This window comes from Novosphingobium sp. (assembly GCF_027486195.1).
Taxonomy (GTDB): Bacteria; Pseudomonadota; Alphaproteobacteria; order Sphingomonadales; family Sphingomonadaceae; genus Novosphingobium.
In genome coordinates, this window is the sequence record NZ_JAIXPP010000086.1 from 25,709 (window position 1) to 49,276 (window position 23,568).

Below are 23,568 nucleotides of genomic sequence, written 5' to 3' on the forward strand. Positions count from 1 at the left end.
CGTACCTTCCACGCTATGCCCTCAGTTTGCTCTTGGCGCTGACCTGCCGGAGCCGCGCCTCTAGGAAGACGTGCAGATCATCGACGATGACCCGGGCCCGTTCGGCACGCACGGCACGGCGCTGCTCCGCCGAGGTGCCACGAACCTCGTCCTCGATCGCGTAGAGCATGGCGATCCGGCGCAGCACCTCGGTCGCGACCGGGGAGCTGTCAGCCAGCTCGTAGAACTTGCGCCTCACGTGTGCCCAGCAGAAGGCCAGGCTCACCTGCTGCCGGCGCTTGGCCAGAGCGGCATAGCCGCCAAAGCCGTCGACCTGCAGGATCCCGGCAAAGTCACCGAGATGGGCTTCGGCCCGCTCGCCCTTGCGGTCAGCGGCATAGACATAGGCCACCATCGGCGGATCTTCCCCGCCCCATGGTCGATCGTCCCGGGCATAGGCCCAGAGCTGGCCCGTCTTGGTCCGCCCGCGCCCGGGATCGAGCACCGGCGCCGTGGTCTCATCCGCGAACAGCCGCTCGGATCGTCGCAATCGCTCGAGGATGTGATCGCGCAAGGGGCGCAGGTACCAGGCTGCCCGACCAACCCAGTCCGCCAGGGTCGAGCGATCGAGCTGGATGCCCTGCCGGGCGTAGATCTGGGCCTGGCGGTATAACGGCATGTGATCGGCGTACTTGGCGACCAGCACCTGCGCGATCAGAGCCTCGGTGGGGATGCCCCCCTCGACGATGCGCGCCGGGGCCGGCACCTGCACGATCGCGCCCTCGCACGAGCGGCAGCCATAGCGCGGACGGCGCGTGACCAGCACACGGAAAGTGGTCGGCACCACGTCAAGACGCTCGGCCACGTCCTCACCGATCTGGTGGAGCGCGCCGCCACAGCACGGGCAGGCCCTGACGCCGTCGACTTCCTCGACATCGACGATCTGTTCGATCCGCTCCAGGTGAGCAGGCAGAGAGCCGCGGTTGGCCTTGCGCGGGCGATCCGCCGATGCCTTGCTTGCCTTGGCCACGGCGTGCTGGGCGTCGGCCAGAGCTGTCTCGACCTCCTCCAGGGCAAGCTCGAACTGGTCGGGATCGAGTTGCTCGGACCGGCGGCCGAACCGGTGCCGCTGCAGGGCCTCGATGATCGCCTTTAGGCGTTCGATCTCGGCCTGGAAAACCTTCAGCGCATCAAGCTCGCGGGCCTGCTCGAGGACGAGCGCGCGGAGCGCTTCGACGTCGTTGGGAAGGTCCGCTTCCATGAGCATGGAAGGAGTGAATCAGCAGGAGGAACCCCCGTCAACCGGCAATCTGCGGGGCGATCGGACGGCGTCCGCCATGCACCCGGCGCCAGTCCAGACCCTCGAGCAAGGCCCCCAGCTGCGCCGCCGTCAGCCGCATCACACCGTCCTGGATCGCCGGCCACTTGAACCCGCCAGACTCCAGTCTCTTGGCCATCAGGCACAGTCCCGTGCCGTCCCACCAGACGAGCTTGATCCGGTCGCTGCGCTTGGCCCGGAACACGTAGATCACGCCGGAATAGGGATCGCCGCCATACTCCGCACCCACCAGCGCAGCCAAGGCGTCGGGTCCCTTGCGGAAGTCCACTGGGCGGGTTGCCACCATCACCTTGGCACCTGCGCCGGGTCCGATCATCGGGTGGCCCGGAGCGCTTCGATCACCGCGGCAATCACCCCGGCATCCGCGCCGCGGCTGATCTTCACCGCCACGCCGTCGATCTCCAGTTCCACTGCGCTCGCCTTGGAGCGCCGCCGACGCTTCGGACGCTGCATCGCAGCTGCTGGCTCCTCTGCCGGAGCAACATCGACGATAGCGGGGACGAATGCCGGGACGCCTGCGCCCTCGCTCTCCATCTGCTTGCGCAGTTGCCGGCGCCAGGTGAACAGTTGCGATGGGCTCATGCCGTGCCGCCGCGCAACCGAGCAGACCGTCTCCTGCCCCGAAAAGCTCTCGGCCAGGATCGATGCCTTCACCTCTGGCGGCCAATCCCGCCGCCGCCCCGCGCCAGTGAACACCTCGAAGCGCATTGCCCGGCTAGTGCCAGCATCATCACATGGCATCGTCATAGCACCAGCGCCCTCCACCCGATCAGGGCGCGGAGACTCGGCGCTGTGCTTCAGCCCCGCAAGGTGGGGCCAGGCCGACGCTTACCGACATTCGCAGAAGCGTTGCAGTGCGTCGAGGATGGGCCGCCTGATAAAGGGTTTCGCGATAACTTCGGCATATCCGCAAGCCTTGGCGCGCCGCGTCAGGTCATCGCTGCAATAGGCCGTAATCAAGATGGCGTCCCCGTGCCAGCCGGTTTTCCGGAGCGCTTGGAGTAAACTGAGGCCATCGATATCAGGCATGTTGTAGTCGGCGATGATGCAATCGGCCGAGCGCGCCTCGTGATCTGCCAGTAAGGTAGACGCGGTGGTGTAACAGTGCGCGTCGTAGCCCTTCGCGTGCAGCAAAAGTTGCAGCGATCGGCGAATGCCAGCTTCATCGTCGGTGACGAGAACCTTGAGCCGCTTAACGTCGAGATTGATGAGTCCGTCGGACATGGGTTCCGAGATTGTGAAAATCGATACCAGCGACAGTCGCAGAGTGCGCGAAAGCAGTCCGTACGTAGATATCGCAACCGCGGCTCGAATCCGCTAAAGGCCCGCTGCAATCGCTATTCGCAGAAGATCGGAAAGGCTGTGGACGTCCAGCTTCTGCATCAGGCTCGCCCTGTGCACTTCGACCGTGCGGGACGAGCAGCCAAGGTCATATGCAATCGTCTTGTTCGGGTAGCCCTTGGCGAGGCCTTCGAGAATTTCCCGTTCGCGCGGTGTCAACGCTGCAATCTTGGTGCGAGCCTCCCGCTCTTCGATTTCACGCGCGTCATTCTGCTCTAGTCGCCCGAATGCGCGCTCCAATGCATCGAGCAGTGAGGCCTTTTCAAACGGCTTTTCGAGAAACTCGACAGCGCCGGCCTTCATGGCCTGCACAGCCGTGGTTACATCACCATGTCCGGTCAGAACGATGACCGGCATGTTGATCCCGCGCTCGGCCATCACCCGCTGAACCTCGAGCCCATCCATGTCCGGCATTCGCACGTCCAGCAAAACGCAGCCAATTGGAGCGTGTTTTGCGTGCTTGAGAAACTCGACTCCAGAGCCGTGGGGATGAACCTTGAACCCGGCCCGGGACAGCACAAACCCGGCAGACTTCCGGATTGCCTCCTCGTCATCCACAAGGTGCACAACGCGGTCAGCGTTCATCATCTTCCTCCGCATCGGCATCGATCAGGGTGAACTTGAAAATGGTGCCGCCATCGTCCGGATATTCTGCTGCAATGCGTCCACCGTGGGCCTCAACGATCGTCCGGCAAATCGATAGCCCCAGCCCCATCCCGTCAATCTTGCTGCTGACGAAGGCTTCGAAAAGGCGGGGCCTGATTTCTGCGGCGACACCCGGCCCCGTATCCCGAACGCTGATTTCGATGAATCCGTCGGGACGCTTGCATGTTGCGATATGAAGATCCCGTACTGTTGACGAGGCCATCGCTTCGACAGCGTTTCGGAGCAAATTGACCAGGACTTGCTGGATCTGGACCTTGTCCACCAATACATGCTTGGCCAGCGGATTAAGGTTCACGAGCGTGCGAACACCACTTTCCTTGGCGCCCGCAAGCGCCAGCTGGGCTGCGTCGTCGATAACTAGGCGCAGATCCTCAACAACCTTGTCGACTTCACCGCGCGCGACAAATTCCCGCAGACGTCTGACAATGAAACCCGCCCGAAAGGTCTCCTTGGCTGCCTCCGACAGGGCCTCCTGAACTATGGCCATCGGGGTGCCTTGAGGATCGGCGAGAATGTCTCTCGTTTCCTCAAGGTAATTGGCAACTGCTGTCAGCGGCTGATTCAGTTCATGCGCCAGGGTGGATGCCATGGTCCCCATCGCGCTGAGCCGCGACACATGGATCAGTTCGGCCTGCAGCTCGCGCATTTTGAGATCGTCGCGTTCTTTCTCAGAGAGATCTCGGATGAAGCCAGTAAAGACGCGGTCTCCGTGATGCCCGGCGACGCCGACCGAGAGATGCATGGGAAAGTCTGTTCCGTCACGACGACGGCCTGTCACAGTGCGTCCGGTCCCGATAATACGAGGCTCTCCTCCTTCTCGGTAATGCCGGATATAGTCGTCATGCCGCTCCTTGTCGGGCGCAGGCATCAGGCAGCTCACATTGCAGCCCACGACTTCACCCTCTTCATATCCGAAGAGACGCTGTGCCGCGGCACTGAAAGACACGATCACTCCGAGCTCGTCGATGACGATCATCGCGTCCGGGACGGTATCCAGGATCGACTGGAGGTGCTGCTCACGCGTGTCATTCGCCGCCCGGATGGCCGCCTCGTGCGTGATATCCCGGGCCATGACATGGAAGCCGTGCAGAGTGCTCTCTTGTTGCAAGGCCGTAATCGTCATTCGCGACAGATATTCTGTGCCCGAGCGCCGTAAACGCCACATTTCCCGCTCGTAGCCACCCTCGCGCGCCGCTGTGGCCAGATCAATATCCGGCAGGCCCGCGGCCTTTTCTTCAGATGAATAGAACAACTCGTGCGAGCTGCCCACGCACTCGGCAGACGCCCATTGGTCCGCTCGATGGCCTTCGCCATTGAGCGCGAGGATCTTTCCGTGCGGATCAAGAATGAGCTGAACGTGCTTCGCCGATTGCGCAAACGCAAGGCGCACAAGATCGCTCAGTTCCGCATTGCCGCCGGCAATTTCATCCATGCCCCTTTGTTCGCCTCCAGATTAAAACCAGAACCGGACGCCCGCCACGAAGCTTGTGGCGTGAACATCTTCCCCGCGAGCCCTCGCGTAGCTGGCTGTGTCTCCAAGTTTGCGGTAATACGAAACGCCAATGTAGGGCGCGAACTGACGCTTGATCTCGTATCTGAGCCGCGCGCCGAGTTCGACATTTGACAGGCCAGAGCCAATCGCGATCTCAGGAATGTCCTGCGCGGAGAAATTGAGCTCGACGCGTGGCTGGAAGATGAGGCGCTGCGAAATGCGCTGGTCGTAATAGCCTTCGACCCGTCCAATGACCTCGCCCTTGTTCGACAGGAAGACGCCGCCTTCGACCTCGAACATCCCGGGAGCCAAGCCCTCAAAGCCGATGGTTGCATAGGTACGGCGCGGCGATGGCCCTATATCCTGTCGGATACCGGCCTGCAGATTGAAGTAGGGGTCGATGGCATGGCTGTACAGAAGTTGCACTTCGCCACTGTCCAGACCACGGCGAAGCTCGCCTTCACCTTCGCTCTTGATCCACAGCCGATTGATGTCGCCGCCGTACCAGGCCTCACCATCCCATCGATAGCCATCACGGCCGCGATGGGCCTGATATTCTGCGATGTTGAGAAGTGCCGCGCCGAAATTGAGCCCCCCACTTTCCTTCATCATTTCCGCATGAGCGCGCGCCATTTCTCCGGGAGGGAATTGACGGTCCGCATAGCGATCCGTTGGGACAGGGGGTGGCGGCGCACTTCCAGGAGGCAATGCCGTGCCCGACATCGCCATGCCTTCTGCGGCCGCTTCGCCTTCCGCAGCTGGCATCGGCATTTCGCCCATCGCCCCATGGTCGATCACGGTGTCGCTTGTTGGTCCGTGGTTCATTTTGCTGTGATCGACCTCAGGTGCCGCAGGCCGGGCTGCAGGTGCCGGGGGTTTCTCGACGGGAGCAGGCGTCGCTCGCTTTGGTTTTGCGGGAGACGCCTTGGCTTTTTTGGGGGCTGCCTTTTTTGGAGCCGGCATTTCCATGCCCGGCATGTTGTCCATCGAATGGTCCTGTGCCCACGCCGGAACGGACAGGCCTAAGGTGGCCGCCGTTATTAATGCTGTGCGAAGCGTGCTCATGCCGCGTCTCCCTTGGGACGGACACTGACAACGCGCATCATGCCAGCATGCATGTGGTAAAGGAGATGACAGTGGAATGCCCAGTCGCCGACAGCATCGGCCGTGAAGTCCCAAGTGGCGATCCCGCCAGGTTGCACGATAACTGTGTGCTTTCTTGGCGCACGGTCGCCATGGCCGGTGACCAATTCGAAGAAGTGTCCATGAATATGGATGGGGTGCGCCATCATGGAATCATTGATCAGATTGACGCGCACCCTCTCGCCTTCGGTGAAAGGGATCGGCTCATGAACGTCTGACATCTTCCGCCCGTCGAACGACCACATAAAGCGTTCCATGTTCCCGGTAAGATGGATATCGAGGCTGCGCGACGGAGCCCTGACGTCGGGATTTCGCTCGAGTGCTATAAGGTCTGTATAAACGAGCACCCTGTGGCCGACATCCTGCAGGCCCTGTCCCCGGTCCCCCATGCGATCGACTGGCATGGGGGAGATTGTCTGGACTCCAGGGTCACGCTTGACTTGCGGCGCATTGCCGAAGTCGCGCATATTCATTGATCCCATCTGGTGGCCTGAATGGTCCGCCATCCCGGACGCTCCATCCATTCCCGCCATGCTGCCATGGTCCATGCTGGCCATCGAGGAGTGATCCATACCCGACATGTCCGCGGGGCCGGATGGCCCACTCGTGGTCCCCATCTCCATCGCCGATCCGGCAGCGGCAGCAGCCGTTGCCAGACCTGCGGACGCGTTCTGTTCAGCGGTTGGGTCGACTCCGCGACCCTTCATGTCCATCCCCCCCATGCCGGGCATGTCCATTCCCATGTCCTTCATCGTCGCCAATGGGCGCTTGCGAAGGGCCGGAACCGCAGCGCTCATGCCTGGGCGCGGAGCCAATGTGGCACGGGCCATGCCGGAACGATCAACGGCTTCGCCGACAAAGGTATAGGCCAAGTCTGCGGTGGGGCGGACGACAACGTCGTAGGTCTCGGCAACGCCGATTTGGAACTCGTCAACATCGACAGGCATGACATTTTGCCCGTCAGCCTGAACAATTTGCAGGGTGAGACCCGGAATTCTGACATTGAAGGTGGTCATGGCTGACGCGTTGATTACCCGCAGGCGCACGCGCTCGCCCGGTTTGAAGAGGGCCGTCCAATTGTCTTCCGGTCCATGCCCGTTGACCAGGAATGTATAGGTCGAGCCGGTCACGTCAGAAATATCGGCCGGATCCATGCGCATCTGACCCCAGTCGAGACGCTCCTTGAGGGGCTGATCCTTCCCTCCGAGCAGGCCTGACAAGGTCTGACGTTGAAAGTTGAAATGGCCCGGATTGGCCTTCAGCCTACGGAAGATCGCAGCAGGAGTAAGCGGGCTATGATCCGCAAGCACTATGACATGCTCCCGGTCAAATTGGACAGGATCCGCCCCCGCCGGATCGATCACGATCGGTCCGTAATGGCCTTCCTGTTCCTGCAATCCCGAGTGGCTGTGGTACCAGTAAGTGCCGTTTTGCTTTACATCGAACTCATAAAGATAGCTTCCGCCTGGCTTGATCCCGGGAAAGGATACCCCGGGCACGCCATCATGTTCCGGAGGAACGAGCAGACCGTGCCAGTGGATCGAACTGTCTTCCTCAAGCTGGTTGTGGACGTGCAACCGCACCCGCTGACCTTCGCGCAGCCTGATCAGGGGCGCTGGAACCGTGCCGTTCACACCGATTGCGCGGAACGCCTTCCCGTCAATCATCATCGATTGGCGGGCGATTGTCAGCTTGATGTCTTCACCGCTGACGGTGGGAAGCGGCGCTGCGATGCCGGAGGATACAGGTTTGGCCCAGGCCGGAAAGAAGGAGGCAAGTGCGATACCCCCTCCCACCAGCGCTGATCCACGAAGGATATCTCTACGTCCGACGATTGTCGTCATGGGGGTGTTTCTGCCTATGGGGTTTGGAGCCACTGCAAATGAATACGCACCCCGATGCTCAACCCCTCAAACTTTTTTGAGTTTGTCCATCAATCGCGCCCGCGCCCGATAAACCCTCGCTTCGACGGCCTTCTCGCTCAATCCGAGGATCTGTGCGGTTTCCGCCTGTGTGTGCGCATCAATGGTCCGGAGGATGAGGGGTTCGCGCAATGAAGCGGGCAATTCGGAAATTGCCTTCAGGATCACTTTTAATTCGGATCGGTCGGAGGCCGCTATGTCAGCTCCTGGAGCCGGATCAGCCACCTCTTCAGCTTCCGTCAAAGGGGCTGCTGCAAGCATAAACCTGCGCACCAGCGCACGCCGCCTCCAGTCCTTGCACTTGTTCAAAGCAATACGAGCCAGCCATTGCTTGAAAGGGCGCGCCCGATCGAAGCGGTCAAGGGCGCCAAACGCCGCGATGAATGCCCCCTGTGTGACATCCAGGCTTTCATCCGCATCGCCGATCTGCGCGCGAACAAGCCTGTACACCCAATCACGATGCCGGCGGACAAGCTCGCTACAAGCGGTCTGGTTTCCGCCGATGGCTAACGAAGCCAAGTCCTGATCTTCAAGCTCAGAGAGTTGCCCTGTCACCGCTCCCTGCCTGTGAGCGCCTTGACGATCGCCCGATCAAATTTGGACGCCTGTTCCGGGGTCAGGACGGATCGCATCGCAAAGATATGTTCAAGCGTTTCTTTCTGCATCTGCCCCATCGCATCGTGCGACCGGTCGATTGCCTCGGACACCTTTGGGCCATATCCATGCTCGGACTCGATCGCCTCGGCGAGACGTGCGTTGTCCGCGCGAAGTTCCAGTTCCAAAGCCTGGCGACGCACCGCAAAACGCTGCTCGATTACTTCGATCTGCGCTTCCTGTTTGGCATCGAGTTCGAGTTGGTGGTGCAGCATCTCGTGCAACTCGCTTTCCGGCGAGGCAGTTCGGATCAAGGCCTGACCCGCAAGTGCCCCGATAACCGCGAATGCGAATGCAACAAGCGCGAAAACGAGGGTCTTTCGCCAAGCCATTTCAGCGCGACATCAGCAAGGTTGAAGGCGCCAAAGCGGCCGGAACGCCGAGAGGGGAAATGGGTGCGGCGTCGGCAGGTGCACCGGACAACATCGAACCACCAACCCCGATGAACAAAGCGATCGCTGCCGCGAGGCTGAGGCCCGTACGGTTGATGGGAACGATGGCCCGCCGTCTGGCGAGCTCCGTCATGACCGCGTCGTCGATCAACGCGAGGCGCGCGGGCGGCGGCTCGTTGCGCAGTCGTTCCAGAAGTTGATCAAGGTCCGTCATGGCTCATTTCTCCCATATCCATGGTTGAATACGCAGCAAAGGTGAAATGCCCTCATATGGACGCAGAAATTTTTGAGGGGTGTCCAAGCGCGGCGCGTATTCAACACGGGCAACCTGAGCCCGCGAAGGAGCCATTCATGAAAAAGTTTCGCAGTTTGATTGCAAGCGTCCTGGCCGCCGGAGCCGCGATTGCCACGCCGGCGCTCGCCCATCCGAAGCTCGTGACGGCACAGCCGGCCGACAAGGCCGCCACCGCCCCGACCAATCGCATCACCCTGACGTTCAGCGAGCCCCTTGTTGCCGCTGTTTCGGGCATGGAAGTCACGATGACCGGCATGCCAGGCATGCCCAACCACAATATGAAAATGACCGGATACAAGACCTCGGTCAGCGAGGATGGCAAGACCCTGGTCGCTACATTCGGGCGGCCCCTCATGGCAGGAACTTATAGCGTGCAGTGGCACGTCGTCTCGAGCGATACGCACCGCATCAACGGCACTCTCGCTTTTACTGTGCGCTGATCGCGTGGAGGACTGGGGGATCATAGCCCTGAGATGGGCGCTGTTCGTAAGTCTTGGCCTATTGTTCGGGCTGACCGCATTCAAGCGCCTGTCACTCGGCAGTGATCGCCCGTCCGATGCAAATGTCCGACATGCGGTGGCATTGCTGATCGTCGCAGCTTCGGCGGCGGCGCTGTCGGTTCTTGGCTTCGCCGTGCAAGTCAGCAGCATGGCCGGTGTACCGTTTGCCGAGGTGGACAAGGCCACTGTTCAATCCCTGCTTGGGGAAACAGCTCTAGGTCTGGCACTCAAGGTCCGCCTCGCCGCTCTATTGGCAGTGATTATCATGGCTGTTGCAGCCGCCCTGTGGCGTTTGTCCAGTTCGGCGGCCCAGGCATCGGCAAGCGGGGTGGCTTTGGCCACCCTAACCTGGTCCGGTCACGGTGCAGCGACCGATGGGACGGTCGGATGGGTACATTTGGCAGCCGACATACTTCACCTCCTCGCAGCCTCCACCTGGATCGGCGCATTGGCAGGATTCTTGTGGATGCTGTTTCGCGCGGGAAGTGGTCAAGTTGACGAGGCAAGGCAGACGTGCAGGGTGCTTGCCGACTTTGCAACTGTTGGATCTTCATTGGTTGTGATTTTACTGCTGACGGGTCTCGCAAATGCTTTTTTCATTTTGCGCGACGGAGATCCCTGGGCCGCTTTGGCGGCACCTTATGGCCAGTTGCTGGCCCTGAAAATGGTCTTGTTTGTGGGCATGCTCGGGTTGGCCGGAGTGAACCGGTTGCGGCTCACGCCGGCCCTCTCCGCAGCCGTCGAGAATGGTGATCCTGAGCGAGCGCTAAAGCCGCTGCGACGGAGCATTGTTCTGGAATTTGGCTTGGGGATCGGGATACTGGTCCTGGTAGCATGGCTCGGGACGTTGGCACCGAACACAACGCCGGTAGCATCGTGATGCCTTCTGATGAGCGCGGCAGCTGGAGAACAGACACATGACTCCTAATCACTCTGGCGGCCATCAGCATGGCGACAATGGACTCGCTGCAAATCACCAACCGGTTTCTGTACGTGATCCTGTTTGCGGAATGACTGTCGATCCGTCCGTGACCCTTCATCATGCACATCATGGTGATCAAGAGTGGCACTTTTGCAGCGCCAAGTGCCGCACCAAATTTGTTGCTGATCCCGAGCATTACCTGACACCGCCCGAGCCCGTCGATGCGCCTGCTGGGACGATCTGGACCTGTCCGATGCACCCCGAGGTGCGGCAGGATCACCCGGGGGCTTGCCCTATCTGCGGCATGGCACTTGAGCCTGCCGAAGTCGGTCTCGACAGCGGGCCCAGCCCCGAACTGATCGACATGACCCGGCGGTTCAAGATCGGCCTTATACTGGCGCTGCCCGTGCTGGTGCTGGAGATGGGCGGCCACATTTTCCCCGCGCTTCATCACATCGTACCGATGCGGCTCTCGACCTGGATCCAACTCGTGTTGGCTACGCCGGTCGTGCTTTGGGCGGGTTGGCCCTTTTTCGTGCGGGGTTGGGCATCGCTCAAGACCCGAAACCTCAACATGTTTACCCTGATCGCGATGGGCACCGGGGTCGCATGGGTCTACAGTATGTTCGCGGCGCTTGCGCCTGAGTTGTTCCCACCGGCGTTCCGCAATGCCGATGGCAGTGTTGCTGTCTATTTCGAAGCCGCCGCGGTGATCACCGTGCTGGTTCTTTTGGGCCAGGTTCTGGAACTCAGGGCCCGCGAACGCACTTCTGGCGCAATCAAGGCATTGCTTGGCCTTGCACCCAAGACCGCGCGCCGCCTTCTTGCCGATGGCAGCGATGAGGAGGTCAGCCTCGAAGCTATAGGGGTCGGTGATCGCTTGCGTGTCCGTCCTGGCGAAAAGGTGCCTGTCGACGGAATTGTCGAGGACGGCCGCTCGTCGCTTGATGAATCCATGGTCACCGGCGAATCCATGCCGGTCACCAAGGCCAAGGGCGATAATGTCATCGGCGGCACGCTCAACCAGACCGGTGCACTGGTCATCTCCGCGACCAAGGTGGGCCGGGACACGATGCTCGCCCGCATCGTCCAGATGGTCGCCGAAGCCCAGCGCTCGCGTGCGCCGATCCAGCGCATGGCCGATCAGGTCTCGGGCTGGTTCGTGCCTGTGGTGATCGCTATCGCCGTTCTTGCCTTCGTGGGATGGGGCATTTGGGGACCAGAGCCGCGCTTTGCCTATGGCCTGGTTGCGGCGGTCGCGGTGCTGATCATCGCTTGCCCTTGCGCACTTGGCCTCGCCACGCCGATGTCGATCATGGTCGGCGTAGGACGAGGCGCTGGCCTTGGCGTGCTCATCAAGAATGCCGAAGCGCTGGAGCGCATGGAAAAGGTCGACACGCTCGTTGTCGACAAGACCGGGACGCTCACGATGGGGCGTCCGGCGGTCACCGCGATCGTGCCCTCACCGGGTCACACAGAAGAGGATGTTCTGCGTCTTGCTGCGGCGGTCGAGCAATCGTCCGAGCATCCGCTTGCGCTCGCCATCGTCGAGGCCGCAAAGGCGCGCAGCCTCGTGCTGGCGCAGGTTGCCGAGTTCGACTCCCCCACCGGGCGCGGCGCTCTGGGCACAGTCGAGGGCAAGCGGATCGTACTCGGCAACGCACGTTTTTTGACGGAGCAGAACATCGACACGGCTGCGCTTACGGCAGCAGCGGACGATCTGCGACGCGAGGGCGCGACGGCTATCTTTGTCGGCATTGATGGACAGGCCGCTGGTGCCATCGCGATCGCCGATCCGGTGAAGCCGACGACACCCGAGGCACTTGATGCCTTGCGCCGCGAAGGCATCCGCGTGGTCATGCTGACGGGTGACAACCGGACCACGGCAGAGGCGGTCGCGCGCAGGCTCGGGATCGACGAAGTCGAGGCGGACGTTCTCCCCGATCAGAAGAGCGCTGTTGTCGCGCGCTTGAAGAGCGAGGGCCGCGTGGTTGCCATGGCAGGTGACGGCGTGAATGATGCCCCGGCGCTTGCGGCGGCCGACGTTGGGATCGCCATGGGCTCAGGGACTGACGTCGCCATCGAAAGTGCCGGCGTCACGCTGCTCAAGGGCGATCTTATGGGCATCGTTCGCGCCCGCCGCCTGAGCCAAGCGACAATGTCGAACATCCGCCAGAATCTGGTGTTTGCCTTTATCTACAATGCCGCCGGCGTGCCGGTGGCGGCAGGTCTTCTCTATCCGCTGTTCGGCATCCTTCTCTCACCAATGATTGCGGCGGGAGCGATGGCGCTGTCATCCGTTAGCGTCGTGACGAATGCGCTTCGACTTAACCGGGCCACCATTTGAGCAAGCCGCGACAACAGGACGTCAGATTTTCATGAGATCCCTACGTACCAGAGTGCATTTGACAGCAAGCCGCATGCACAAATGGCTGTCTCTGATTATTGGATTGCAGGTCCTCATCTGGATGACGAGCGGCCTTGTGATGAGCGCATTGCCGATCGAGCGCGTGCACGGAGAACACCTTGTCGATCGCAAGGCACAGCCGCCAATCACGGGTGTTTCGGCGGTGCGTCCACTTGGTGAACTGCTATCCAGAATACCAGGCCCAGTCGAGGAAATCACGCTTCGAATGGGTCAAGGCCGCCTCTTGGCCGAGGCAAAGTCAGGCGGAAGGACCTTTTTGTTTGATCCGTCGACCGGCGCCCGAATGCTACAAATCTCGAAGGATCAGGCTGCCAGGATCGCCCGCGAAAGCTGGAAGGGTGGCGGGAATCCTGAGATCAAGGTCACCGAAGTCGAGAACCTGTCGCCAGAATTTCGGGGGCCGTTGCCGGCTTGGCAGGTCACTATCAACGATACGACACACGTCTATGTTTCAAGAGATACCGGAAGGATTCTCGCGGTCCGTAGCAGCACATGGCGGCTCTACGATTTCTTCTGGAGCCTGCACATCATGGACTGGAAGAACCACCAAAACTTCAACACATGGTGGCTGCTCTGCTTCGCCATCGGTGGATTGATTTCTGGTCTGGCCGGCACCGTCCTGTTGTTTATGCGATGGCCAGTCCGGCGTCGGCGCAAAGTTCTGCGGGGGACTCCGGTCAGCGCGTCCGATCCGCACAATACAGCCGAGGAGTTTACGAGGCCATGAACAGCCCAGATGCGCTTGATCAAAACGGGGCGCCTACGCTTTCCGATCTGGCCAAGGTTCCAGCGGTAACGCTCGGTTTCTGGGTCATCAAGATCCTCGCGACCACGCTTGGGGAAACCGGCGGCGACACGGTCAGCATGACGATGAATCTGGGCTATCTGGTCGGCACCGCGATTTTCCTCGGACTGCTGGTGCTGCTGGTCTGGTGGCAAGTGCAGGCAAGGCGATTTCACCCCGTTCTCTATTGGGCAACCATCATCGCTTCAACGACGGCCGGGACGACCATGGCCGACTATGCGACCCGTTCGATCGGAATTGGCTACACCGGCGGCTCGCTGCTGCTACTCGCCTGCGTTCTGGCCTCGCTCTATGCATGGCACAGAACCTTGGGCACGATCTCGGTGGAAAGCGTCCACGAACCGCGGGCCGAGACATTCTACTGGATCACGATAACCTTCTCGCAGACCCTAGGAACCGCGCTGGGCGATTGGCTGGCTGATACGGGAGGTCGTGGTTATGTCGGAGCCGCAGCCATCTTTGCAGCGATGCTTGCGGTGGTGGCGGTGCTCTTTTTCCGTACCACAATCAACCGGACCATCCTGTTCTGGAGCGCCTTCATATTGACGCGCCCGCTCGGCGCGGCAGTGGGCGATTTTCTCGACAAGCCGGTCGATCATGGCGGACTTGCTTTGAGCAGACCCATGGCGTCGGCGGCTTTGGCTGTCGCCATCGTCGTGCTGATCTTCGCGCTTCCCCAACGTGCCGGAAATCACCCGGCCAATGCAGCTTCATAGTTAGAAGGAAATCCGTCGATGAAAAGACTTGTTCTGGCACTCATGCTTTTCGCAACCCCTGCAATGGCTGCGTCCGACATTGTCATGCACCGTGATCCCGGATGCGGATGTTGCGAGCAGTGGGCAGCCCAGGTGCGTTCCGCGTTCGGACGCAAGGTCAGCATCGTCGATGATGCAAACCGCGCCGCACTCGATGCCCGTTTAGGTTTGCCTGCCTCGCTGTCAGGGTGCCATACCGCAATCATCGACGGTATGGCGTTCGAGGGCCATGTGCCGATTGCTGACATGCGGCGTGCCCTGGCGGCGAAACCTCGCGGTGTTCGTGGGCTCGCGGTTGCCGGAATGCCGCTGGGATCGCCAGGCATGGAAGTGCCCGGCCGGCCGGCGGATCATTACAATGTGGTCGCGTTCGGTCCCGGGGGAACGTATGTCTATGCGCGGCACTGAACAGGTGGCAGTGGACGGCTCGCTCAGCGCTCCTTCCGCAAGCTGCTGAACTGGAACTTCTGGACACTGCCGCCTGGTGTCATGTGGTCGTAGCGACGCTCATCCAGCAGAGTGAAGTCTGGCCCCAGCACTATCCCGATAGTGGCCGCATCGTGGCGGGCGACGGCCAAGTCGCAGCATTTCTCCGGCCCGTCGGGGGCGAAAGTCCCGATGATTGCGACACCACCCGGATTGAGCGCAGAGGTGAGCGCCTTGACATAGGCAGTCTGCTCTTCGGGGGTGGTGAGAAAATGGAAGGCCGCGCGGTCGTGCCAGAGGTCAAACCGCTTGGCAGGCTGCCACTGGGTGACATCACCGACAATCCACTCGGCCGCGCTGGCAAGCGGCCCCAGCCTTGCCTTGGTAATCTCGAGCGCCTGCGCAGATAGATCCAGCACGGCGACGTGGGCATGGCCTAGGGCGAGCAGCGCATCGACCAGTCGCGAAGCACCGCCGCCGATGTCGATGATCGAACCCAGACCGACCCCGGCCGCCTCGATCAGTTCCAGAGAAACCGCCGGGGACTGCTCGAACCAGCTCACGCTGTCGTCGGCCTTGGTCGTGTAGACTTTGTCCCAGTGGGCCTGGCGCGTTTCTGTCGTCAACCGATTCCTGTTCCCGTTCGGCCCGGACCATGGAAAATGATCATGGCGCCCAACAGGCAAATCGCAGCACCGGCCGTGTCCCAGCGATCGGGCCGAATGCCTTCCACCGCCCAAAGCCAGACCAGTGACGCCAGGATGTAGATACCCCCATACGCCGCATATGTGCGTCCCGCCGCTGGCGCTTGGCTTAATGTCAATGCCCAGGCAAAACCAGCAAGCGAGGCCATTCCGGGAAGCAGCCAGAGCGGTGAACGATCAAGCCGCAGCCATGCCCAGAAGGCAAAGCAGCCGCCGATTTCGGCCAATGCCGCAACGAGATACAGGGCCAATTGCTTCATCTGGCATTCCGCTTCTTCCAGAACCTGTGGGACAGACGGACCCGCAACTTTTGCCCACTGTGCAATCAAGGGCAAGGCGCAACAGGCGACGCAGGCTAGGCCGATACCGAACAGGGCCTCCATTCTCATCGCAATAGTCCGTTGCAGTTTGCATGCGAAGGACGGGTCACTGCGATCTCGGATCAGGCTCTGATGCAAATGGAAATTGTAACAGGCTACCGTTCATGAAATGCTCAGCGGCGCCGTGGGTAGCGCATTTGGCTACACCATCTTGACCATCCGCTGTTCCGAGGCGGTCGGCTAATACCAAGGTGCATTGATCAGTACCCATGTGCCCAATGGCGCATTCCGATGGACATGATGCGCCAGGGCTGATCGACGAGCTTGTTCCATGCGAAGCAACAATGGTCGACGATGTCGTCGTAGGATTTGAAGATGCGGTTCGACAGCCAATTGTCGCGCATGAACTGCCAGACGTTCTCGACCGGGTTGAGCTCCGGACACCTCGGCGGCAGCGGCATCAGCGTGATGTTGGGGGGCACGACCAGTTCGGCCGATCCATGCCATCCGGCCTGATCGAGCAGAAGGACCGCATGCGCCCCGGGCGCGACGTGGAAGGCGATCTCCTCGAGATGCATGCTCATCGCCTCGCTGTTACAACGGGGCATGACGATGCCGGCAGCCTTGCCTTCAGCCGGACAGATCGCGCCGAACAGCCATGCCGAGGAGCGACGCTGATCCTTCGGCGCTGATGGTCGGGTTCCGCGCTTCGCCCAGCGCCGGGTGAGCTTGGTCTGCTGGCCGACACGGGCCTCGTCCTGCCACCACAGCTCTATCGGCGTACCTCTCGGGAGCCGCCGCTTGATTTGCGCCAGACGGGCGACGAACCTTTTTTAAAATCGGCAATGTCATCGCTCTTCTGGCCACGGTGGCGTGGCCGGGCCGTGAGCTTGCGGTAGCCCATAGCGCGAAGCTCGCGCCCGAGGGTATGGCGTGTGACCGACAACTCGAACTCGTACCAGATCCACTGCGCCAGATCGCACAGCCGCCAGCGTACTACCCCATGCGCTGCAGGAATTGGCCCAGCCTCGACGATCTCGGCAAGCCGCGCGCGCTGCTCATCGTTCAGGATCGAAGCCCGCCCCGGAGCCTTGCGCGTTGCCAGACCGTCGGGACCTCCCTCGTTGAAGCGCAGAACCCAGTCGCGCACGATCTGCAGCGTCACGCCGGCAATCTTCGCCGCTTCGCTACGGCTCCTGCCGTCCAGGATCAGTGCAACAGCCAACAGACGCCGGACCTGATCGGCATCGCCACTTCGTCGCGCAAACCCACGCAAATCCGACGATGTGTAGTCAGATCGAACCCCAATCGCTGCCGCCATCGCAAGCCTCCATGTGCCTGCAACGTCGAATCAGATTTTCATCCGCTTGGGAATCCCTGGCGTGAGTCAGGCTCAGCGCGCCTTGGTATAACTGCCTGAAATGGTCAGGCCGTGCGCGGCCAGTCAGGGTGAATGTCATCGATCACAAAGGCATGGGCCGTGGATTGGCCGAGGCTATGATGCTCGCGCAGATGGACATGGTCTGGCGGCAGGTCGTCATGGCTGTGCGCGAGCGATTCGGGCTCGTGCGACGGCCAGAGCCATAGGGCTGCGACCGTTCCAATCCCCGCGACCAGCGCCAGCACAGTGAAGGCCGCAACCTGGCCCAGCACGGCACCGATTTGTCCGGCGAGCGGATAGCAAATCAGCCAACAGCCGTGGCTCAGCGCGAATTGCGCAGCAAAGACCGCAGGCCGGTCGTCGGCATTGGCCGAGCGCCGCAACAGCCGGCCTGACGGGGTCACGCTCATCGAATAGGCAATGCCGAGGACGAACCAGCCCGCCAGCAGCAGCGGCCAATAGCCCGCGCCTTTACCAAATATTGCGGTCAGCAGCGCCATGGCCGCCAGACCGGTGGTCAGCAGCGCCGCCGCGCTTAGCATAAGTGTCCGATCGCTGACCTTGTCGAGCAGGCGCGGAATGAACAAGGCAGCGAGCATCGACCCGAAGCCATAGGCCGCAAGTGTGAGTGCCACTTCACGCTGGCCGAAGCCGAGCCCACCGCGCACGATCACTACAGTATTGACGATGACCATCGAACTGGCTGCCGCCGAGGCCAGGCTGAGTGCAAGCAAGCCCTTGAGGCGCGGCGTCTTGAGGTAGATTCGGAGACCCCGTGTTGTCTTGGTCCAGATCCCGCCCGGGCGCGGCTTGGCCGGCGAGCGCGGCAATGTGACCGAAACCACCAGCAGCGCCGAGCTGATGAAGCCGACCGAAGTCCCCGCGAACAGCCAGTGAAAACTGATCACCGAAAGCAGGGCTGCCGCAAGGATCGGGCTGACAAGGCTTTCCATGTCATAGGCAAGCCGCGATAGCGACAGCGCGCGGGTATAGTCCCCTTCGTCGGGCAGCACGTCGGGGATCGTCGCCTGAAAGGTCGGGGTGAACGCGGCAGAGGCCGATTGCAGCACGAAGATCAGAACATAGATCTGCCAGATCTGATCGACGAACGGCAGGTTGAGCGCTACGGCGGCCCGCACCAGATCCATGGCGACAAGGAAGGCGCGGCGCGGCAACCGGTCTGCAAAGGCGCCGACCACAGGCGCAACACCGATATAGGCGACCATCTTGATTGCCAGTGCGGTTCCCAGCACGGCCCCGGCGTTGCCTCCGGCGATGTCGAAAGCGAGCAGTCCGAGCGCAACCGTCGCGAGCCCCGTGCCGATAAGCGCGATAACCTGTGCGCTGAGGAGATGACGGTAGGTGCGATTGGCAAGGACGGACAGCATGTTCGTACTCTTGCCCTCGCTACCGGCACCGGGCAAGCACGATAGTTGTTCGCCATATATCTGCCTTGAGAAGCTCGGAAAGTTCATCCGCCCGAATGCGCGGGTGGCGACGAGTTTGGCCATCAGCCCCCCGGTCAGCACCATGCGCAAACCCCAGAGCGTGGTCCTGAGCGTGCGCCGCTCGGCCTAGACTTTTTGCGTCCGGTGGGACCGTCATGCCATGATCTCCTCGATAAGCAGGAGCACGAGGAAGCCGACGAAGAACATCGCACTGATCAGAGGCGAGTCTGGCCTTTCGTGTGCCTCAACCAGCAGCTCTTCGATGACGAGGTAGAGCAGCGCCATCAGGCCGAAGCTCAGGAATCCGGTGATCCATATCGGTGCCAGCAACGCCACCGGCTGCGCGATCAGCGTACCGATCGGCACTAGCACCGCCAGCGCGCAGGTAAGGCCGATCGCCTTTGCTTTGCGATACCGGCCTGCCAGATCGTTGGTCAGGGTCAGGGCCAGAAAAAGCACTTCGAGGGTCAGTGCGACGGCCAGCAGCGAACCCGCCTTCTCGCCCGCGATGAAGGCGAGGCCGAGGACCAAGCCGTCTATTGCCAGGTCGAGCCCGATTGCGGCGAGCAGCGCGACCGGTCCCTTAAACCGGCTTTCCGCCGCCTTCAGGCCGAGCATCACGGCGACGCCCAGCGCCCCACCGATCAGCGTTGCCGTCGGAGAACCGCCGTGCATCACCAGCGGCAGGATCTCTGTCGCAGCGGCGGCGAACACCACGCCGGCCGCGAGGTGTTGCATGGCCGCGACCAGCTTCTCACCGGGCGTGCGCCATCCGGCGACCAGCGCGCCGATGATGATCGCGATCATCGGGATTAGGGAAAATTTGAGCGCTGCCATCGTCAACGCCTCTCGGTGCCGGGTTGGTTGGTCACAAGCTGGTTGCCTTCCTGCACAGGACCGAACGCTTGTCCGCTTCCTCGATCTTGATTTCGTTGCCTGAGAAGGTAGCGCTCATCGTGTCGCCGACATATTGCAGCCCGGGTGCCGGCGCAGTCAGGACGATCGGCGCCGCCTTCGCATCGCGGCGCAGTTCGAGCGCCAGGCCGTCATTCTTGAAGTCGATGAGGAGCGCGCGATTATCATCGCACTGATACGGGTGACGTCCCGGCGTTCCGCTCCCGTCCCCGCTATCGCTCGCGTGGATCTCCTGTTCGGTAGGTGCCTCCTTGCGAGGCTGTTCTGAACAACCCGATGACACCAACACAATGCACAGGCTGGCGATCCCAATCCGCAAGGGCTTCATTTGTACCTCTCCCGATCAGTGCTTCAAGCACCGTAAATTCCGCCATCTTCCGATCTTGCGCCATCGAGGCGACATACTCGAAGACCTTGCGATCGCCGACATAGGCAGGTTCATCTATATAGATCCGCAGCAGTTTCCGGGCCGGTTCTCCCATCATGCTTCTCCGTTCAGGGGGCCGGGTTCATCGCCATGCGGCGTGCTCGCCCCTTGCTCATTCTGACGCTCGGTTCGCCCGAGGATGACCTTGGCAATCGCGGGCAGCACGAACAGTGTCAGGATGGTGGCGGCGACGAGACCGCCGATCACCGTGACGGCGAGGGGCTTCTGCACCTCCGCGCCGGTTCCGTGGGCGAGCGCCATCGGCACGAAGCCGATCGCGGGCACGAACCCGGTCATGATGACCGCTCGCATCTTCTCGGCCATGCCGTGGCGGATCGCTTCCACCACCGGCATCCCGGCTTCGCTGCTCTCCCGGATTGCGGACATCACCACGAGGCCGTTCAGCACCGCCACGCCGGCAAGGCAGATGAACCCGACCGCCGCCGACACCGAGAAGTTGATGCCGGTCAGCAGCAAGGTGAACACGCCGCCTGCAAGCCCCAGCGGAACCGCCAGGAACACCGACGCCGCCCTGCCGAACCCGCCGAGTGCCATGTAGAGCAACCCGAAGATGAGCAAGAAGCATAGCGGCACTACAATCGACAGCCGTGCGGACGCCGCCTGCAGGCTTTCGAACTGACCGCCCCATTCAAGGTAGTAGCCCGCCGGCAGCTTGAGCTGCGCGATCTTCGCCTGCGCCTCGGCCACGAACGACCCTGCATCGCGCCCGCCCAAATTGACCTGGACGACAACACGACGCTTGCCGTTCTCGCGGCTGATCTGATTCAGACCTTCGGTCAGCCGGATTTGCGCGACCTGCGCGAGTGGCACCTGGCCGCGCGCCCTACCCTCGATTTCGGGCAGCAGCACCGGCATCGAGCGAATGTCGTCGAGGTTGGCGCGGGTCGCATCGGGGACGCGAACGGTGACGTCGAAACGACGATCGCCCTCGTAGACCAGCCCCGATTCACGCCCGCCCAAGCCCGCGGCGATCGTGTCGGACACGTCGCGAACCGTGAGGCCGAGCCGTGCGATCGCCGCGCGGTCGAGCTTCACATCGAGCGTCGGCGCACCGCCCACTTGGTCGGCCTTGACGCTCGCCGCACCCGGGATGCCCTGCAGAATGCGGACCATCTCGTTTGCGCTCTGCGTCATCTTGTCGAGATCATCGCCGTAGAGCTTGATCGCGACATCGCCGCGCACGCCGGCGATCAGCTCGTTGAAGCGAAGCTGGATCGGCTGACTGACCTCATAGAGGTTGCCGAGCTGACTGGCCCCCGCTTTTTCGATGCGGGCGATCACGTCCGCCTTGGTCTTCACGCCGTCGGGCCATTCCTCCTGTGGTTTCAGGATGACGAAGCCGTCCGAGACGTTCGGCGGCATCGGGTCGGTCGCGACTTCTGCGGTGCCGGTCTTGGAGAACATCGTCTCCACCTCCGGCAAACGCTTCACCGCCGCCTCGACGCTGCGCTGCATGGCAAGCGACTGTTCGAGACTGACCGAGGGCACGCGGGTCGATGCGACTGCGAGATTCTTCTCGTCAAGCTGAGGGATGAACTCGGAGCCAAGCAGCCCGAACGCCGGGACTGCTGCCAGAAAGAAGGCAAGCCCGCCAAGGATAAACGGCCACGGCCGCGCAATCGCCTTGTCGAGGAGCGGCAAGTACCGCTCCTTCGACTTGCGGATCAGCCACACGTCCTTCTCGGCGACCTTGCCCCGGATCATGATGGCGACCAGGGCCGGCACCAGCGTGATTGCCAGAACGAACGCCGCCAACAGTGCGAGCATGATGGTGATCGCCATCGGCGAAAACGTCTTGCCCTCGACACCCGTGAAGGTAAGCAGGGGCGCGAACGCGAGCAGGATGATGGCTTGGCCGAACACGGTCGGCTTGATCATCTCCTGCGCGGCCCGCATCGTCTCCTCTAGCCGTTCCCTCAAAGCGAGGAGCCGCCCCTCGTTTTCCTGTCGATGCGCCAATCTGGCGAGGCAGTTTTCAATAATGATGACCGCGCCATCGACGATCAGGCCAAAGTCGAGCGCCCCCAGGCTCATGAGGTTGCCCGGTACTTTGAAGGCGTTCATCCCCATCGCCATCATCAGGAACGAAAACGGAATGACCAGAACCGCGATGACAGCGGCACGCCAATTGCCGAGCAGCAGGAACAGCGCCGCTGCAACGAGGATGGCACCTTCGGTGAGGTTGCGCTGGACCGTCGCCACCGTCGCGCTGACCAGCTTGGCCCGGTTGAGCACGACTTTGACCTCAATCCCCGGGGGAAGGGTTTTGGCGACCTGATCGAGCTTGGCTGTCACCTCTTCGGCGACAACTCGGCTGTTCTGACCGATCAGCATCAACACTGTGCCGATGACCGCTTCCTGGCCATTCATGCTGCCCGCGCCGGTGCGCAGATCGCCGCCGATCCGGACGTCGGCAATCTGGCCGATCGTGATCGGCGTGCCGCCCCGAGTCGCAGCGACTGCGTTGCGGATCTCGTCGACCGTCCGCACGCGGGAATCGACACGCACGAGATAGGCTTCGCCGCCCTTGTTGAAGTAGTTGGCACCGACCGCGAGGTTGGCGTTTTCGAGCGCTTGCCCCAACTCGCTATACGAAATGCCGAAGCTCGCCAGCTTTACGGGGTCCGGCGCGACGACGAAGGTCTTGGCGAACCCACCGATGGAATCGACGCCGGCGACGCCGCCGACCGACTTGAGCTGCGGACTGATGATCCAGTCCTGTACCGTGCGCAGATAACCCGCCTTGGTGATCGGATCAGTCAGCCGTTCGCCTTCTGGCGTCAGATAGCTGCCATCGGGCTGCCAGCCCGGTTGACCCGTGACCTTCTTCGCACCCTTGCCGTCCGGATTGGCGAAGCCGACCGTATACATGACGATCTCGCCGAGACCGGTCGTCACTGGCCCGATCTGAGGTTGGACACCAACGGGCAGGTTCTCCGTCGCCTGTCGCAGGCGCTCGCCGACCTGCTGACGCGCGAAATAGAGGTCGGTATCATCGGTGAAGATCGCGCTGACCTGGCTGAAGCCGTTGCGCGAGATGGAGCGCGTCGTCTCCAGCCCGGGAATGCCGGCGAGTGATATCTCCACCGGGTAGGTCACGAGTTTCTCGATTTCGACTGGCGAGAGCCGCGGATCAATGGTGTTGATCTGGACCTGTTTGTTGGTGATGTCGGGCACCGCGTCGATCGGTAGCTTTGTAAGCTGCCACACGCCAAGTCCGGCAATGACGAGGAACAGCGCCAGAACCGTCCATCGTGCGCGGACGGAGAGCGCCATGAGATTGGCTATCATGG

Annotated in this window: 23 protein-coding genes and 2 pseudogenes; 6 read left to right on the plus strand and 19 right to left on the minus strand. The window is 61.8% G+C overall.

Annotated features, from left to right (window positions below; all coding sequences use genetic code 11):
* Window positions 1-16: 16 nt before the first annotated feature.
* The 11 genes and pseudogenes from Q0071_RS15500 to Q0071_RS15550 form a co-directional block, all read right to left on the minus strand.
* Window positions 17-1,246, minus strand: a pseudogene (locus Q0071_RS15500) (IS66 family transposase); the annotation flags it as partial.
* Window positions 1,247-1,277: 31 nt separating this feature from the next.
* Window positions 1,278-1,601: an IS66 family insertion sequence element accessory protein TnpB gene (tnpB, locus tag Q0071_RS15505; RefSeq protein WP_298171393.1), complete on the minus strand. Its 324-nt coding sequence runs from the start codon at window positions 1,599-1,601 to the stop codon at window positions 1,278-1,280.
* A gap of 29 nt (window positions 1,602-1,630) precedes the next feature.
* Window positions 1,631-2,065 carry a transposase gene (locus Q0071_RS15510; RefSeq protein WP_298171396.1) on the minus strand — a complete coding sequence of 145 codons (435 nt, stop codon included), beginning with the start codon at window positions 2,063-2,065 and terminating at the stop codon, window positions 1,631-1,633.
* A gap of 81 nt (window positions 2,066-2,146) precedes the next feature.
* The gene (locus Q0071_RS15515) at window positions 2,147-2,542 is read right to left on the minus strand and encodes a response regulator (protein ID WP_298171399.1); all 396 of its coding nucleotides are present in this window, start codon (window positions 2,540-2,542) and stop codon (window positions 2,147-2,149) included.
* 93 nt (window positions 2,543-2,635) lie between these two features.
* A complete protein-coding gene (locus tag Q0071_RS15520; RefSeq protein WP_292633136.1) occupies window positions 2,636-3,244 on the minus strand; it encodes a response regulator in 609 nt (202 codons plus the stop codon).
* Window positions 3,234-4,757 (minus strand): PAS domain S-box protein, encoded by a 1,524-nt coding sequence (locus Q0071_RS15525; protein WP_292633121.1) that lies wholly within the window; start codon window positions 4,755-4,757, stop codon window positions 3,234-3,236. The genes Q0071_RS15520 and Q0071_RS15525 overlap by 11 nt, the downstream gene beginning before the upstream one ends.
* Window positions 4,758-4,778: 21 nt before the next feature.
* Window positions 4,779-5,882, minus strand: a complete 1,104-nt coding sequence (locus Q0071_RS15530; protein ID WP_292633119.1) for a copper resistance protein B — start codon at window positions 5,880-5,882, stop codon at window positions 4,779-4,781.
* The gene (locus Q0071_RS15535) at window positions 5,879-7,804 is read right to left on the minus strand and encodes a copper resistance system multicopper oxidase (RefSeq protein ID WP_292633117.1); all 1,926 of its coding nucleotides are present in this window, start codon (window positions 7,802-7,804) and stop codon (window positions 5,879-5,881) included. Before Q0071_RS15535 ends, Q0071_RS15530 begins: the two co-directional genes overlap by 4 nt.
* 66 nt (window positions 7,805-7,870) lie before the next feature.
* Window positions 7,871-8,437 carry an RNA polymerase sigma factor gene (locus tag Q0071_RS15540; protein WP_292633114.1) on the minus strand — a complete coding sequence of 189 codons (567 nt, stop codon included), beginning with the start codon at window positions 8,435-8,437 and terminating at the stop codon, window positions 7,871-7,873.
* Window positions 8,434-8,868, minus strand: coding sequence for a Spy/CpxP family protein refolding chaperone (locus Q0071_RS15545; RefSeq protein ID WP_292633113.1), 435 nt, complete (start codon window positions 8,866-8,868; stop codon window positions 8,434-8,436). The genes Q0071_RS15540 and Q0071_RS15545 overlap by 4 nt, the downstream gene beginning before the upstream one ends.
* A gap of 1 nt (window position 8,869) precedes the next feature.
* Complete coding sequence (locus tag Q0071_RS15550) at window positions 8,870-9,142, minus strand: hypothetical protein (RefSeq protein ID WP_019053901.1); 273 nt, start codon at window positions 9,140-9,142, stop codon at window positions 8,870-8,872.
* A 137-nt stretch (window positions 9,143-9,279) separates the two neighbouring features.
* Between Q0071_RS15550 and copC the strand changes: the two genes are divergently transcribed.
* The 6 genes and pseudogenes from copC to Q0071_RS15580 all read left to right on the plus strand — a co-directional run bounded on the left by copC (window position 9,280) and on the right by Q0071_RS15580 (window position 15,041).
* Window positions 9,280-9,663, plus strand: a complete 384-nt coding sequence (gene copC / locus Q0071_RS15555; RefSeq protein WP_292633107.1) for a copper homeostasis periplasmic binding protein CopC — start codon at window positions 9,280-9,282, stop codon at window positions 9,661-9,663.
* 4 nt (window positions 9,664-9,667) lie between these two features.
* Window positions 9,668-10,603 carry a copper homeostasis membrane protein CopD gene (copD, locus tag Q0071_RS15560; protein WP_292633104.1) on the plus strand — a complete coding sequence of 312 codons (936 nt, stop codon included), beginning with the start codon at window positions 9,668-9,670 and terminating at the stop codon, window positions 10,601-10,603.
* Window positions 10,604-10,712: 109 nt separating this feature from the next.
* Window positions 10,713-12,992: pseudogene (locus Q0071_RS15565) on the plus strand (heavy metal translocating P-type ATPase); the annotation flags it as partial.
* A 73-nt stretch (window positions 12,993-13,065) separates the two neighbouring features.
* The gene (locus Q0071_RS15570; protein WP_292633101.1) at window positions 13,066-13,800 is read left to right on the plus strand and encodes a PepSY domain-containing protein; all 735 of its coding nucleotides are present in this window, start codon (window positions 13,066-13,068) and stop codon (window positions 13,798-13,800) included.
* Window positions 13,797-14,594: a hypothetical protein gene (locus tag Q0071_RS15575; RefSeq protein WP_292633097.1), complete on the plus strand. Its 798-nt coding sequence runs from the start codon at window positions 13,797-13,799 to the stop codon at window positions 14,592-14,594. The genes Q0071_RS15570 and Q0071_RS15575 overlap by 4 nt, the downstream gene beginning before the upstream one ends.
* An 18-nt stretch (window positions 14,595-14,612) precedes the next feature.
* Window positions 14,613-15,041 carry a DUF411 domain-containing protein gene (locus Q0071_RS15580; protein ID WP_292633095.1) on the plus strand — a complete coding sequence of 143 codons (429 nt, stop codon included), beginning with the start codon at window positions 14,613-14,615 and terminating at the stop codon, window positions 15,039-15,041.
* A gap of 23 nt (window positions 15,042-15,064) precedes the next feature.
* On the opposite strand, the gene Q0071_RS15585 is transcribed toward Q0071_RS15580, so the two are convergent.
* The 8 genes from Q0071_RS15585 to Q0071_RS15620 all read right to left on the minus strand — a co-directional run bounded on the left by Q0071_RS15585 (window position 15,065) and on the right by Q0071_RS15620 (window position 23,566).
* Entirely contained in the window at window positions 15,065-15,685 is a 621-nt protein-coding gene (locus Q0071_RS15585; protein WP_292633094.1) for a class I SAM-dependent methyltransferase, read from the minus strand.
* Window positions 15,682-16,023 carry a YnfA family protein gene (locus tag Q0071_RS15590; protein WP_292633133.1) on the minus strand — a complete coding sequence of 114 codons (342 nt, stop codon included), beginning with the start codon at window positions 16,021-16,023 and terminating at the stop codon, window positions 15,682-15,684. The genes Q0071_RS15585 and Q0071_RS15590 overlap by 4 nt, the downstream gene beginning before the upstream one ends.
* Before the next feature lie 320 nt (window positions 16,024-16,343).
* Window positions 16,344-17,404 (minus strand): IS630 family transposase gene (locus Q0071_RS15595; RefSeq protein WP_298171421.1). Its coding sequence is split into 2 segments (ribosomal slippage): window positions 16,344-16,912 and window positions 16,912-17,404, totalling 1,062 coding nucleotides; the frame shifts between segments, so codons are not numbered across the junction.
* A 104-nt stretch (window positions 17,405-17,508) separates the two neighbouring features.
* Window positions 17,509-18,852 (minus strand): MFS transporter, encoded by a 1,344-nt coding sequence (locus tag Q0071_RS15600; RefSeq protein WP_292633093.1) that lies wholly within the window; start codon window positions 18,850-18,852, stop codon window positions 17,509-17,511.
* 213 nt (window positions 18,853-19,065) lie between these two features.
* Entirely contained in the window at window positions 19,066-19,749 is a 684-nt protein-coding gene (locus tag Q0071_RS15605) for a transporter (RefSeq protein WP_292633088.1), read from the minus strand.
* A gap of 31 nt (window positions 19,750-19,780) precedes the next feature.
* Complete coding sequence (locus Q0071_RS15610; protein ID WP_292633086.1) at window positions 19,781-20,155, minus strand: hypothetical protein; 375 nt, start codon at window positions 20,153-20,155, stop codon at window positions 19,781-19,783.
* On the minus strand, window positions 20,040-20,312 hold the full coding sequence (locus Q0071_RS15615; protein ID WP_366886621.1) for a DUF190 domain-containing protein: 273 nt from the start codon (window positions 20,310-20,312) through the stop codon (window positions 20,040-20,042). Before Q0071_RS15615 ends, Q0071_RS15610 begins: the two co-directional genes overlap by 116 nt.
* Window positions 20,309-23,566 (minus strand): CusA/CzcA family heavy metal efflux RND transporter, encoded by a 3,258-nt coding sequence (locus Q0071_RS15620; protein ID WP_292633083.1) that lies wholly within the window; start codon window positions 23,564-23,566, stop codon window positions 20,309-20,311. The genes Q0071_RS15615 and Q0071_RS15620 overlap by 4 nt, the downstream gene beginning before the upstream one ends.
* Window positions 23,567-23,568: the final 2 nt, after the last annotated feature.

Bases quoted from the DNA above. Each gene is read 5' to 3' on its own strand.
- Q0071_RS15510 (WP_298171396.1), bottom strand. From the start codon at position 2,065: ATGACGATGCCATGTGATGATGCTGGCACTAGCCGGGCAATGCGCTTC.
- Q0071_RS15515 (WP_298171399.1), bottom strand. From the start codon at position 2,542: ATGTCCGACGGACTCATCAATCTCGACGTTAAGCGGCTCAAGGTTCTC.
- Q0071_RS15520 (WP_292633136.1), bottom strand. From the start codon at position 3,244: ATGAACGCTGACCGCGTTGTGCACCTTGTGGATGACGAGGAGGCAATC.
- Q0071_RS15525 (WP_292633121.1), bottom strand. From the start codon at position 4,757: ATGGATGAAATTGCCGGCGGCAATGCGGAACTGAGCGATCTTGTGCGC.
- Q0071_RS15530 (WP_292633119.1), bottom strand. From the start codon at position 5,882: ATGAGCACGCTTCGCACAGCATTAATAACGGCGGCCACCTTAGGCCTG.
- Q0071_RS15535 (WP_292633117.1), bottom strand. From the start codon at position 7,804: ATGACGACAATCGTCGGACGTAGAGATATCCTTCGTGGATCAGCGCTG.
- Q0071_RS15545 (WP_292633113.1), bottom strand. From the start codon at position 8,868: ATGGCTTGGCGAAAGACCCTCGTTTTCGCGCTTGTTGCATTCGCATTC.
- Q0071_RS15550 (WP_019053901.1), bottom strand. From the start codon at position 9,142: ATGACGGACCTTGATCAACTTCTGGAACGACTGCGCAACGAGCCGCCG.
- copC (WP_292633107.1), top strand. From the start codon at position 9,280: ATGAAAAAGTTTCGCAGTTTGATTGCAAGCGTCCTGGCCGCCGGAGCC.
- Q0071_RS15570 (WP_292633101.1), top strand. From the start codon at position 13,066: ATGCACAAATGGCTGTCTCTGATTATTGGATTGCAGGTCCTCATCTGG.
- Q0071_RS15575 (WP_292633097.1), top strand. From the start codon at position 13,797: ATGAACAGCCCAGATGCGCTTGATCAAAACGGGGCGCCTACGCTTTCC.
- Q0071_RS15580 (WP_292633095.1), top strand. From the start codon at position 14,613: ATGAAAAGACTTGTTCTGGCACTCATGCTTTTCGCAACCCCTGCAATG.
- Q0071_RS15590 (WP_292633133.1), bottom strand. From the start codon at position 16,023: ATGAAGCAATTGGCCCTGTATCTCGTTGCGGCATTGGCCGAAATCGGC.
- Q0071_RS15600 (WP_292633093.1), bottom strand. From the start codon at position 18,852: ATGCTGTCCGTCCTTGCCAATCGCACCTACCGTCATCTCCTCAGCGCA.
- Q0071_RS15605 (WP_292633088.1), bottom strand. From the start codon at position 19,749: ATGGCAGCGCTCAAATTTTCCCTAATCCCGATGATCGCGATCATCATC.
- Q0071_RS15610 (WP_292633086.1), bottom strand. From the start codon at position 20,155: ATGAAGCCCTTGCGGATTGGGATCGCCAGCCTGTGCATTGTGTTGGTG.
- Q0071_RS15615 (WP_366886621.1), bottom strand. From the start codon at position 20,312: ATGATGGGAGAACCGGCCCGGAAACTGCTGCGGATCTATATAGATGAA.
- Q0071_RS15620 (WP_292633083.1), bottom strand. From the start codon at position 23,566: ATGATAGCCAATCTCATGGCGCTCTCCGTCCGCGCACGATGGACGGTT.